The following is a 12,140-nucleotide window of genomic DNA, read 5'->3' on the forward strand; positions in this document are numbered from 1 at the left end:
TACGGGTTCAAACGCCTCGAAAGGCTCCCCGGTTACTTGCGCGTTTATCCCAGTGACGACAAAACCCCACAGCCTAGGGCTGCGGGGTTGGGATGCTTGCTCAGCTAGACCTTTTCGACCTGGCTGAACTCTAACTCTACCGGAGTAGAGCGACCGAAAATGAGCACCGCCACTTGGATCCGGCTCTTTTCGTAGTTAACCTCTTCGACCGTGCCAGTAAAATCGGCAAACGGCCCGTCATTGACACGCACCGACTCACCTGGCTCGAACAACGTCTTCGGCTTCGGTTTGTCGCTACCATCAGCAACGCGACGCAGAATCGCTTCCGCCTCTTTATCTGTGATTGCCGCAGGCTTATCAGCGGTACCGCCGATAAAACCCATCACCCGAGGAGTATCCTTGACCAAGTGCCAAGTACCCTCATTCATGTCCATCTGAACCAGCACATAACCTGGGAAGAACTTGCGCTCGCTTTTGCGTTTCTGGCCATTACGCATTTCAACCACTTCTTCAGTGGGAACCAGAATTTCGCCAAAGCCATCTTCCATGCCAGCCAGCTTTACGCGCTCTACCAACGAGCGCATGACATGCTTCTCGTAACCGGAGTAAGCATGCACAACGTACCAACGCTTAGCCACGGGACACCCTTAGCCGACAATCAAGGAAACAAGCCAGCCGAGCAGGGAATCAAGCCCCCACAACAGCAACGCCATAACCAGAACAACAGCCACAACAATCAACGTGGTCTGCGTGGTTTCTTGGCGAGTTGGCCATACGACTTTACGAATCTCGGTGCGAGCTTCCTTAACCAGTACAAAGAAAGACTTGCCCTTGACTGTCTGCAGGCCTACAAAGGCAGCTACAGCAGCGATGACAAGCAAAGCAAGTACACGGTACAGGATCGGCGAAGCAGAGTAATACTGATTGCCAACAACGCCAACAACCACCAAAGCGACTACTACTAGCCACTTGAGCATATCGAAGCGAAAGCCTTGAGCTTCAACTTTAGGAGTCATCTATGAAGATCCTGTGAAAAGAAAGCCAGACACACCAAGTGAATCTGGCAGGTCAGGAGGGAATCGAACCCCCAACCTACGGTTTTGGAGACCGTCGCTCTGCCAATTGAGCTACTGACCTAAAACAAAATCAGGCCGACCATTATGCCGGCCCGAAAAAGACATTACAACAACTTACTCGATAACCTTAGCCACGACACCAGCGCCGACGGTACGACCGCCTTCACGGATAGCGAAACGCAGACCATCTTCCATTGCGATGGTTTTGATCAGAGTGACGGTCATTTGGACGTTGTCACCTGGCATCACCATTTCAACACCTTCTGGCAGCTCGCAGTTACCAGTCACATCAGTAGTACGGAAGTAGAACTGTGGACGGTAGCCCTTGAAGAATGGTGTATGACGACCACCCTCTTCCTTGCTCAGAACGTAAACCTCAGCAGTGAACTTGGTATGAGGCTTGACGGTGCCTGGCTTGACCAAAACTTGGCCACGCTCAACATCGTCACGCTTGGTACCGCGCAGCAAAACGCCGCAGTTCTCACCGGCACGACCTTCGTCTAGCAGCTTGCGGAACATCTCAACACCAGTGCAAGTAGTTTTGACAGTGTCACGAAGACCCACAATCTCAACTTCTTCCTGAATGCGGACAATGCCACGCTCAACACGACCAGTCACAACAGTACCGCGACCGGAGATCGAGAACACGTCCTCGATCGGCATCAGGAACGGCTTATCAATAGCGCGCTCAGGCTGCGGAATGTAGCTATCCAGAGTCTCGACTAACTTCTTGACGGCAGTGGTGCCCATCTGGTTATCGTCTTGACCGTTCAGCGCCATCAGCGCCGAACCAATGATGATCGGAGTGTCATCACCTGGGAAATCGTATGCGCTCAGCAGGTCGCGCACTTCCATCTCAACCAGTTCCAGCAACTCAGCGTCGTCAACCATGTCAGCCTTATTCAGAAAGACAACAATGTACGGAACGCCAACCTGACGGGACAGCAGGATATGCTCACGGGTTTGCGGCATCGGACCATCAGCGGCCGAGCAAACCAGAATCGCACCATCCATCTGCGCTGCACCGGTAATCATGTTTTTTACGTAGTCGGCGTGGCCAGGACAGTCAACGTGTGCGTAGTGACGCACGGCCGAATCGTACTCAACGTGAGCGGTGTTGATGGTAATGCCACGAGCTTTTTCTTCAGGGGCGCTATCGATCTTGTCGAAGTCGACCTTTGCCGATCCGAAAACCTCGGAGCAGACACGGGTCAAAGCAGCAGTCAAAGTGGTTTTACCGTGATCGACGTGACCAATGGTACCAACGTTGACATGCGGCTTATTACGCTCGAACTTTTCTTTAGCCATCGAAATCACCCCTAGCAGAAGAACTAAGCAGGCCAAACAAGCCATTAAAACAAAGGCAGATATTTTCATATCTGCCTTGTCATATGGAGCTCTTGAGCGGATTTGAACCGCTGACCTCACCCTTACCAAGGGTGTGCTCTACCAACTGAGCTACAAGAGCGTAACACTTTGCAGGATCTGCAAACTTGGAGCGGGTAGCGGGAATCGAACCCGCATCATCAGCTTGGAAGGCTGAGGTTCTACCACTAAACTATACCCGCGGAGCTTGCAGCTCTCGCTAAAAATGGTGGAGGGGGAAGGATTCGAACCTTCGAAGTCGTAGACGTCAGATTTACAGTCTGATCCCTTTGGCCGCTCGGGAACCCCTCCTAAGCGAGCCGGCATTCTATATCATGCCAGCCTTCTGTCAAGCATTTTCTCATTAAAAACCTGAGGTTAGCTGCGTTGACATCGCTTCGCACCGTTAACCCTTAAAGGTCTTCACTGCGAAGCGGGCGCCATTCTATGCAAACTAATCGGCGGGTGCAACCCCCTCGCACGGCATTATTTTATGTTTTAACTCATTGAATTCTCTAGAAAGGTTTTTCAGCTGCGAGTCATCCAACCAACGTCGGCTTTCTGGTGCCACCCGCACCCAGTAACCAGACTCGGCGGGAGCCTTCAGCAAGGACTCGAACTTGATTTCCATACCGCTCAATCGCCGCTCGACCGCCTGAGCCGCTTCCTGACGAGCAAAACCACCCAGATAGAGGCAACCATCATCTGCCTGAGCAGGCTTTCCTTTATCACGAGCCGCGTCAGTCGTCTCACTTAACAAGCGAATATCCTGCTGCGAACCCCGATACAAACTTAAAGGGGTTACATCCTTTGCACGCAGAGGAGCCTCTTGTTGGTGCCAGATGTAATAGAACACATTGAGAACAAGCAGCAACAAAAACAACCAACGCATAGAAACCTCAGGACAAGGGGCATGCCATAGCCAAGCCTACAAACACCAGATCGGGGACCATCCTGGCCTCAGGCACGATTTCGGAAACCAGGTCTGCATCTCCTCCAGTAAGGAATACAGCAAAATCATCCCCCCAATAGCTACGCGCCAACTCTAGCTGTGTCAGGACAAAACCTCTCAGCATCAACGAGCATCCCCGCTCGACTGCCTCGACAGTTGTACGACCAGGAATAAGACTTTCCAGAGCGCGCTCGGCGGCTAGATCCCCATAACGAATTCTACGGGTATGGGTACGCAACTGGTTTCGCATCAGCGGCATACCCGGACATATAAATCCTCCGAGATGCTCGCCATCTCTCGCGATGAAGTCCGCAGTAACAGCCGTACCAAAATCAAGCACAAGGCACGAGCCCGAGGCCAGATGAAATCCCCCAAGCATCGCCAGCCAACGGTCGAGCCCTAGCCTCTCGAACTCGTCATAGCCATTACGCACCCCCGACATTTCGCGGGACGGTGCAGCACATACCACAGACACTCCAAAAGCTTCTGTCAGTAGCGAAATCAGTGCATTGGTTTCTTCGGCGGTCCTGACACTGACCAGCCGACAAAACTTGAGAGCGAGCCCCTTGAGCGCGTTCAAGCTCTCCAGCAAAGCGAGATCTGAATCAACGACGCCCTCGCCAACCACCCGCCGAACATCCGCATCGAGCACACGCCACTTGATGAAACTGTTTCCGCAGTCGAGCTCAAGAATCATCACGCAACCTCAGACTGAGCTCACCACCACTAAAGACTTTTTCCACACCACCCACCTTCAAGCGCAGAGCACCCTGACTATCAATACCCAGCACTTCGCCATCTATTTGGTTAACACCGGCAATCAACGACACGGCCCGCCCCTGCCAGAGATGATTTTGCTCCCACTCTGCCTGGATAGCTGAAAATCCGTCGACTTGATGACGACACAGATACTCCTGGAGCATCGCGCCTAACTCGCCCACCAAGTGATTTCGGTCAAACACCTTACCCGACTCGAGCCGCATGGACGTCCACTGCTGATCTACCTCATCGGTAATCTGCATGTTCACATTAATTCCCACACCCAGCACAACGTGACACACATCGGCAGGATCCCCCACCAGCTCAAGCAGTATCCCGGCAATCTTTTTCTGACCGACCAGAACATCGTTGGGCCACTTCAATCCAGCCCCCGAAACACCGAGTTTTCGCAATGCCTGCATCACGGCGAGCCCAACAACAAGACTCAAGCCTTCCAGTTGACGCATTCCACCTTCAATACGCAGCACAAGGCTGTAATAGATGTTTTCCGCAAATGGGCTCGCCCACTTTCGCCCACGCCGCCCGCGACCTGCTGTTTGCCGCTCAGCAAGCACCAGAAATGGTGCAGCCTGACCTCGCTCTATGGCACGCAGAGCCTCGGCATTAGTGGAGTCGATTGAATCGAAAACCAGGATGGGCCAATCACAAGAAGGTGCTTGCCCTCTTATCTCGACAGGATCAAGCAGCGTCAACGGCGCAGCCAGCTGATAGCCGCGACCCCGCACCTTATGGATAGATAGTCCCAGATCAGCCTCTAAATGCTGAAGCTGCTTCCAAACGGCACTACGACTGACACCCAAGGCAACGCCCAGAGTCTGACCCGAATGGAATCGGCCATCTTTAAGAAGCTTTAACAACGTCAGCATGCAAGTCTCGCCTCACAATGAGGCCAGCATGATAGCCATGCCCCGCGCCATTGCATAGAAACTCAACAGGCCGGTTTTCCTGCGGACAAAACAAAACCCCTACCTGCATACGCAGATAGGGGTTTCGGAATTTAATCTTGACGATGACCTACTCTCACATGGGGAAACCCCACACTACCATCGGCGATGCATCGTTTCACTGCTGAGTTCGGGATGGGATCAGGTGGTTCCAATGCTCTATGGTCGTCAAGAAATTCGGTAGCCAGGTCGTGGGCCTTTGCAGGTTCACGCTCCAGCGAATGGGTATGCGATAGTTTGGTGTTTTGTGAGTATCTCGAACTTTCGGTTCGTTTCGTCTTCACACACCGCAATCTGGCCTTTCGACGCAAATTGCTTGGGTGTTATATGGTCAAGCCTCACGGGCAATTAGTATTGGTTAGCTCAACGCCTCACAGCGCTTACACACCCAACCTATCAACGTCGTAGTCTTCGACGGCCCTTCAGGGGACTCAAGGTCCCAGTGAGATCTCATCTTGAGGCTAGTTTCCCGCTTAGATGCTTTCAGCGGTTATCTATTCCGAACATAGCTACCCGGCAATGCCACTGGCGTGACAACCGGAACACCAGAGGTTCGTCCACTCCGGTCCTCTCGTACTAGGAGCAGCCCCTCTCAAATCTCAAACGTCCACGGCAGATAGGGACCGAACTGTCTCACGACGTTCTAAACCCAGCTCGCGTACCACTTTAAATGGCGAACAGCCATACCCTTGGGACCGGCTTCAGCCCCAGGATGTGATGAGCCGACATCGAGGTGCCAAACACCGCCGTCGATATGAACTCTTGGGCGGTATCAGCCTGTTATCCCCGGAGTACCTTTTATCCGTTGAGCGATGGCCCTTCCATACAGAACCACCGGATCACTAAGACCTACTTTCGTACCTGCTCGACGTGTCTGTCTCGCAGTCAAGCGCGCTTTTGCCTTTATACTCTACGACCGATTTCCGACCGGTCTGAGCGCACCTTCGTACTCCTCCGTTACTCTTTAGGAGGAGACCGCCCCAGTCAAACTACCCACCATACACTGTCCTCGATCCGGATAACGGACCTGAGTTAGAACCTCAAAGTTGCCAGGGTGGTATTTCAAGGTTGGCTCCACGCGAACTGGCGTCCACGCTTCAAAGCCTCCCACCTATCCTACACAAGCAAATTCAAAGTCCAGTGCAAAGCTATAGTAAAGGTTCACGGGGTCTTTCCGTCTAGCCGCGGATACACTGCATCTTCACAGCGATTTCAATTTCACTGAGTCTCGGGTGGAGACAGCGCCGCCATCGTTACGCCATTCGTGCAGGTCGGAACTTACCCGACAAGGAATTTCGCTACCTTAGGACCGTTATAGTTACGGCCGCCGTTTACCGGGGCTTCGATCAAGAGCTTCGCGTTAGCTAACCCCATCAATTAACCTTCCGGCACCGGGCAGGCGTCACACCCTATACGTCCACTTTCGTGTTTGCAGAGTGCTGTGTTTTTAATAAACAGTCGCAGCGGCCTGGTATCTTCGACCGGCATGGGCTTACGCAGTAAATGCTTCACCCTCACCGGCGCACCTTCTCCCGAAGTTACGGTGCCATTTTGCCTAGTTCCTTCACCCGAGTTCTCTCAAGCGCCTTGGTATTCTCTACCCAACCACCTGTGTCGGTTTGGGGTACGGTTCCTGGTTACCTGAAGCTTAGAAGCTTTTCTTGGAAGCATGGCATCAACCACTTCGTCACCCAAAGGGTAACTCGTCATCAGCTCTCGGCCTTAGACTCCCGGATTTACCTAAGAGTCCAGCCTACCACCTTAAACTTGGACAACCAACGCCAAGCTGGCCTAGCCTTCTCCGTCCCTCCATCGCAATAACCAGAAGTACAGGAATATTAACCTGTTTTCCATCGACTACGCTTTTCAGCCTCGCCTTAGGGACCGACTAACCCTGCGTCGATTAACGTTGCGCAGGAAACCTTGGTCTTTCGGCGTGGGTGTTTTTCACACCCATTGTCGTTACTCATGTCAGCATTCGCACTTCTGATACCTCCAGCAAGCTTCTCAACTCACCTTCACAGGCTTACAGAACGCTCCTCTACCGCATCACCTAAGTGATACCCGTAGCTTCGGTGTATGGTTTGAGCCCCGTTACATCTTCCGCGCAGGCCGACTCGACTAGTGAGCTATTACGCTTTCTTTAAAGGGTGGCTGCTTCTAAGCCAACCTCCTAGCTGTCTAAGCCTTCCCACATCGTTTCCCACTTAACCATAACTTTGGGACCTTAGCTGACGGTCTGGGTTGTTTCCCTTTTCACGACGGACGTTAGCACCCGCCGTGTGTCTCCCATGCTCGGCACTTGTAGGTATTCGGAGTTTGCATCGGTTTGGTAAGTCGGGATGACCCCCTAGCCGAAACAGTGCTCTACCCCCTACAGTGATACATGAGGCGCTACCTAAATAGCTTTCGAGGAGAACCAGCTATCTCCGAGCTTGATTAGCCTTTCACTCCGATCCACAGGTCATCCGCTAACTTTTCAACGGTAGTCGGTTCGGTCCTCCAGTTAGTGTTACCCAACCTTCAACCTGCCCATGGATAGATCGCCCGGTTTCGGGTCTATTCCCAGCGACTAGACGCCCTATTAAGACTCGCTTTCGCTACGCCTCCCCTATTCGGTTAAGCTCGCCACTGAAAATAAGTCGCTGACCCATTATACAAAAGGTACGCAGTCACCCAACAAAGTGGGCTCCCACTGCTTGTACGCATACGGTTTCAGGATCTATTTCACTCCCCTCTCCGGGGTTCTTTTCGCCTTTCCCTCACGGTACTAGTTCACTATCGGTCAGTCAGTAGTATTTAGCCTTGGAGGATGGTCCCCCCATATTCAGACAAAGTTTCTCGTGCTCCGTCCTACTCGATTTCATGACTAAGAGATTTTCGCGTACAGGGCTATCACCCACTATGGCCGTACTTTCCAGAACGTTCCGCTAATCTCAAAGCCACTTAAGGGCTAGTCCCCGTTCGCTCGCCACTACTAAGGGAATCTCGGTTGATTTCTTTTCCTCAGGGTACTTAGATGTTTCAGTTCCCCTGGTTCGCCTCTTAAGCCTATGTATTCAGCTTAAGATAACCATCTTATGATGGCTGGGTTCCCCCATTCAGACATCTCCGGATCAAAGTCTGTTTGCCGACTCCCCGAAGCTTTTCGCAGGCTACCACGTCTTTCATCGCCTCTGACTGCCAAGGCATCCACCGTATGCGCTTCTTCACTTGACCATATAACCCCAAGCAATCTGGTTATACTGTGAAGACGACATTCGCCGAAAATTCGATTCTTGCTCATAAAGAGCAACTCACAAATTTTACCTTAGCCTGATCCGTTACCAGTGAAAGTAACGCCCAGTCTATCTTTCTATCACATACCCAAATTTTTAAAGAACGATCTAATCAAAGACTAGAAATCAACATTCATCACCGTCTTGGTGGAATGCTCATTTCTAAGCTTTCAACAAACAGAAGCAGTTAGTGGTGGAGCCAAACGGGATCGAACCGTTGACCTCCTGCGTGCAAGGCAGGCGCTCTCCCAGCTGAGCTATGGCCCCGTATTTCTACAGGCGTTTCCCACACAAAATTGGTGGGTCTGGGCAGATTCGAACTGCCGACCTCACCCTTATCAGGGGTGCGCTCTAACCAACTGAGCTACAGACCCAATTTCGGGCTGCTTCTTATCGTCTTCTTCAATGAATCAAGCAATTCGTGTGGGAGCTTATGGAGCAGCTGATGTCGTCGATTAAGGAGGTGATCCAGCCGCAGGTTCCCCTACGGCTACCTTGTTACGACTTCACCCCAGTCATGAATCACACCGTGGTAACCGTCCTCCCGAAGGTTAGACTAGCTACTTCTGGTGCAACCCACTCCCATGGTGTGACGGGCGGTGTGTACAAGGCCCGGGAACGTATTCACCGCGACATTCTGATTCGCGATTACTAGCGATTCCGACTTCACGCAGTCGAGTTGCAGACTGCGATCCGGACTACGATCGGTTTTCTGGGATTAGCTCCACCTCGCGGCTTGGCAACCCTCTGTACCGACCATTGTAGCACGTGTGTAGCCCAGGCCGTAAGGGCCATGATGACTTGACGTCATCCCCACCTTCCTCCGGTTTGTCACCGGCAGTCTCCTTAGAGTGCCCACCATGACGTGCTGGTAACTAAGGACAAGGGTTGCGCTCGTTACGGGACTTAACCCAACATCTCACGACACGAGCTGACGACAGCCATGCAGCACCTGTCTCAATGTTCCCGAAGGCACTCCGCTATCTCTAGCAGATTCATTGGATGTCAAGGCCTGGTAAGGTTCTTCGCGTTGCTTCGAATTAAACCACATGCTCCACCGCTTGTGCGGGCCCCCGTCAATTCATTTGAGTTTTAACCTTGCGGCCGTACTCCCCAGGCGGTCAACTTAATGCGTTAGCTGCGCCACTAAGAGCTCAAGGCTCCCAACGGCTAGTTGACATCGTTTACGGCGTGGACTACCAGGGTATCTAATCCTGTTTGCTCCCCACGCTTTCGCACCTCAGTGTCAGTATCAGTCCAGGTGGTCGCCTTCGCCACTGGTGTTCCTTCCTATATCTACGCATTTCACCGCTACACAGGAAATTCCACCACCCTCTACCATACTCTAGCTCGACAGTTTTGAATGCAGTTCCCAGGTTGAGCCCGGGGATTTCACATCCAACTTAACGAACCACCTACGCGCGCTTTACGCCCAGTAATTCCGATTAACGCTTGCACCCTCTGTATTACCGCGGCTGCTGGCACAGAGTTAGCCGGTGCTTATTCTGTCGGTAACGTCAAAACACTTACGTATTAGGTAAATGCCCTTCCTCCCAACTTAAAGTGCTTTACAATCCGAAGACCTTCTTCACACACGCGGCATGGCTGGATCAGGCTTTCGCCCATTGTCCAATATTCCCCACTGCTGCCTCCCGTAGGAGTCTGGACCGTGTCTCAGTTCCAGTGTGACTGATCATCCTCTCAGACCAGTTACGGATCGTCGCCTTGGTGAGCCATTACCTCACCAACTAGCTAATCCGACCTAGGCTCATCTGATAGCGCAAGGCCCGAAGGTCCCCTGCTTTCTCCCGTAGGACGTATGCGGTATTAGCGTCCGTTTCCGAGCGTTATCCCCCACTACCAGGCAGATTCCTAGGCATTACTCACCCGTCCGCCGCTCGCCACCAGGTACAAGTACCCGTGCTGCCGCTCGACTTGCATGTGTTAGGCCTGCCGCCAGCGTTCAATCTGAGCCATGATCAAACTCTTCAGTTCAAACATCTTTGGGTTTTTAAGAAACCCTAAACTTGGCTCAGCAATCGTTGGTTACATCTTTGATTTCTCGCGGAGTAACTTGTGATGCTGATAATCTTGTTGACTATCAGTCTGACTCCACAAGCACCCACACGAATTGCTTGATTCAGTTGTTAAAGAGCGGTTGGTTAAGATCTTTCGTCTCAACCGAGGCGCGCATTCTACAGCAGCCTCTGTTGCTGTCAAGCGGTTATTTTCAGAAGTTTTCAAAGTTTCCTTTGTAACTTCAACCACTTGCGCTTTCGATCTCTCGTCAGCGGGAGGCGAATTCTACAGCGTTACTCGCTGCTGTCAACACCTCTTTTTCAACCCCCTTTCGCGCTTCGATGACCTGAAGCAACTCGCTGTCGAAAACTACGTAACTCATTGTTTACCAAGGAGTTTTCCGTTTCGACTGCGCCGGAAGTGGGGCGAATTATAGACTTCCAGAATCTGCCGTCAACCCCTGATTTCAGCTTTATTCAGATTTGAGCGTAATACGTGCAAATGCCTTCTTCCCAGCCTGGCAAACATGGGTCGCGCCCAACGCGTATATAAAGGTGCGATCGACAACCTCACCATCTACACGCACGCCACCCGAACCCAGAAGATCACGCGCAACCGCCGAGTTCTTCACCAGACCAGCTTTATTAAGGACGGCTGCGATCGGCATATCTTCGGCGGCAGTCAATTCGATCTCGGGCAGATCATCCGGCAGCTCACCTTCCTTCATACGGTTACCCGCCGCACGGTGAGCATTGGCCGCAGCCTCATCACCATGGAAACGCGCGACGATCTCTTCAGCCAACTTGATCTTGATGTCGCGCGGATTTGCACCCGCCTCAACATCCGCACGGAACGCATTGATCTCTTCCATGGAGCGGAAGCTGAGCAATTCGAAGTAGCGCCACATCAGCGCATCCGGAATGGAAACCAGTTTGCTGTACATCACACCGGGCGCTTCCTGAATACCCACGTAGTTGCCCAAGGACTTGGACATCTTCTTCACGCCATCCAGACCTTCGAGCAGTGGCATGGTCAGAATGCACTGAGCCTCTTGACCATATCCACGCTGCAGTTCGCGCCCCATCAACAGGTTGAACTTCTGATCGGTACCACCCAGCTCGACATCCGCACGCAAAGCGACCGAGTCATAACCCTGAACCAGCGGATAGAGAAACTCGTGAATGGCAATTGGCTGATTGGTGGTGTAGCGCTTGTCGAAGTCGTCGCGCTCGAGCATGCGAGCCACAGTGTACTGAGAGGTCAGACGAATGAAGTCAGCTGGCCCCATCTGATCCATCCAGGTGGAGTTGAACGCAACTTCAGTTTTCGCCGGATCAAGAATCTTGAAGACCTGGGTCTTGTAGGTCTCGGCATTCTCGAGAACCTGCTCACGGGTAAGTGGAGGACGTGTTGCACTCTTGCCGCTCGGATCACCGATCATCCCGGTGAAGTCACCTATAAGGAAGATGACTTGGTGACCCAGCTCCTGGAACTGACGCAGCTTATTAATAAGCACGGTATGACCCAGGTGCAAATCCGGCGCGGTCGGATCGAAGCCAGCCTTAATACGTAGCGGCTGGCCACGCTTAAGCTTTTCGATCAGCTCGGACTCGACCAACAGTTCTTCCGCACCACGTTTGATCAGCGCTAGCTGCTCTTCAACCGACTTCATAACAGACCCGCAAGGCTCGAATTCAAAGGGAACCAACCATACAAGATCGCGCGT

General features: G+C 52.4%; 7 protein-coding genes, 6 tRNA genes and 3 rRNA genes. All 16 read right to left on the bottom strand.

The window, feature by feature from the left end; all coding sequences use genetic code 11:
- Positions 1-104 precede the first annotated feature (104 nt).
- The 16 genes from nusG to tyrS all read right to left on the bottom strand — a co-directional run bounded on the left by nusG (position 105) and on the right by tyrS (position 12,086).
- On the bottom strand, positions 105-638 hold the full coding sequence (nusG, locus tag ACYZTU_RS26175) for a transcription termination/antitermination protein NusG (RefSeq protein ID WP_282379324.1): 534 nt from the start codon (positions 636-638) through the stop codon (positions 105-107).
- A 9-nt stretch (positions 639-647) separates the two neighbouring features.
- Positions 648-1,016: a preprotein translocase subunit SecE gene (gene secE, locus ACYZTU_RS26180; RefSeq protein WP_461966604.1), complete on the bottom strand. Its 369-nt coding sequence runs from the start codon at positions 1,014-1,016 to the stop codon at positions 648-650.
- A gap of 45 nt (positions 1,017-1,061) precedes the next feature.
- Positions 1,062-1,137 (bottom strand) — tRNA-Trp (locus ACYZTU_RS26185).
- 53 nt (positions 1,138-1,190) lie between these two features.
- The gene (tuf, locus tag ACYZTU_RS26190; RefSeq protein ID WP_461966606.1) at positions 1,191-2,384 is read right to left on the bottom strand and encodes an elongation factor Tu; all 1,194 of its coding nucleotides are present in this window, start codon (positions 2,382-2,384) and stop codon (positions 1,191-1,193) included.
- A gap of 84 nt (positions 2,385-2,468) precedes the next feature.
- A tRNA-Thr gene (locus tag ACYZTU_RS26195) sits at positions 2,469-2,544 on the bottom strand.
- A gap of 26 nt (positions 2,545-2,570) precedes the next feature.
- Positions 2,571-2,644, bottom strand: a tRNA-Gly gene (locus tag ACYZTU_RS26200).
- A 24-nt stretch (positions 2,645-2,668) separates the two neighbouring features.
- A tRNA-Tyr gene (locus ACYZTU_RS26205) sits at positions 2,669-2,753 on the bottom strand.
- Positions 2,754-2,895: 142 nt separating this feature from the next.
- On the bottom strand, positions 2,896-3,333 hold the full coding sequence (locus ACYZTU_RS26210; RefSeq protein WP_461966608.1) for a hypothetical protein: 438 nt from the start codon (positions 3,331-3,333) through the stop codon (positions 2,896-2,898).
- A 7-nt stretch (positions 3,334-3,340) separates the two neighbouring features.
- Positions 3,341-4,090, bottom strand: coding sequence for a pantothenate kinase (locus ACYZTU_RS26215; RefSeq protein ID WP_461966610.1), 750 nt, complete (start codon positions 4,088-4,090; stop codon positions 3,341-3,343).
- The gene (birA, locus tag ACYZTU_RS26220) at positions 4,080-5,039 is read right to left on the bottom strand and encodes a bifunctional biotin--[acetyl-CoA-carboxylase] ligase/biotin operon repressor BirA (protein WP_461966612.1); all 960 of its coding nucleotides are present in this window, start codon (positions 5,037-5,039) and stop codon (positions 4,080-4,082) included. The genes ACYZTU_RS26215 and birA overlap by 11 nt, the downstream gene beginning before the upstream one ends.
- A gap of 135 nt (positions 5,040-5,174) precedes the next feature.
- Positions 5,175-5,290 (bottom strand): 5S ribosomal RNA (rrf, locus tag ACYZTU_RS26225).
- Between the two features lie 154 nt (positions 5,291-5,444).
- Positions 5,445-8,336, bottom strand: a 23S ribosomal RNA gene (locus ACYZTU_RS26230).
- Between the two features lie 250 nt (positions 8,337-8,586).
- A tRNA-Ala gene (locus tag ACYZTU_RS26235) sits at positions 8,587-8,662 on the bottom strand.
- Between the two features lie 30 nt (positions 8,663-8,692).
- Positions 8,693-8,769, bottom strand: a tRNA-Ile gene (locus ACYZTU_RS26240).
- A gap of 82 nt (positions 8,770-8,851) precedes the next feature.
- Positions 8,852-10,390: ribosomal RNA gene (locus tag ACYZTU_RS26245) — 16S ribosomal RNA — on the bottom strand.
- The 16S, 23S and 5S rRNA genes sit together here with 2 tRNA genes alongside, the layout of an rRNA operon.
- 496 nt (positions 10,391-10,886) lie before the next feature.
- Positions 10,887-12,086: a tyrosine--tRNA ligase gene (gene tyrS / locus ACYZTU_RS26250; RefSeq protein WP_461971169.1), complete on the bottom strand. Its 1,200-nt coding sequence runs from the start codon at positions 12,084-12,086 to the stop codon at positions 10,887-10,889.
- Positions 12,087-12,140 lie beyond the last annotated feature (54 nt).

The sequence above is a fragment of the Pseudomonas sp. HLT2-19-2 genome (assembly GCF_054898005.1).

What these genes read in the sequence shown, in the direction of transcription:
- secE (WP_461966604.1), bottom strand. Translation starts at nt 1,016, where the DNA reads ATGACTCCTAAAGTTGAAGCTCAAGGCTTTCGCTTCGATATGCTCAAG.
- tuf (WP_461966606.1), bottom strand. Translation starts at nt 2,384, where the DNA reads ATGGCTAAAGAAAAGTTCGAGCGTAATAAGCCGCATGTCAACGTTGGT.
- ACYZTU_RS26210 (WP_461966608.1), bottom strand. Translation starts at nt 3,333, where the DNA reads ATGCGTTGGTTGTTTTTGTTGCTGCTTGTTCTCAATGTGTTCTATTAC.
- ACYZTU_RS26215 (WP_461966610.1), bottom strand. Translation starts at nt 4,090, where the DNA reads ATGATTCTTGAGCTCGACTGCGGAAACAGTTTCATCAAGTGGCGTGTG.
- birA (WP_461966612.1), bottom strand. Translation starts at nt 5,039, where the DNA reads ATGCTGACGTTGTTAAAGCTTCTTAAAGATGGCCGATTCCATTCGGGT.
- tyrS (WP_461971169.1), bottom strand. Translation starts at nt 12,086, where the DNA reads ATGAAGTCGGTTGAAGAGCAGCTAGCGCTGATCAAACGTGGTGCGGAA.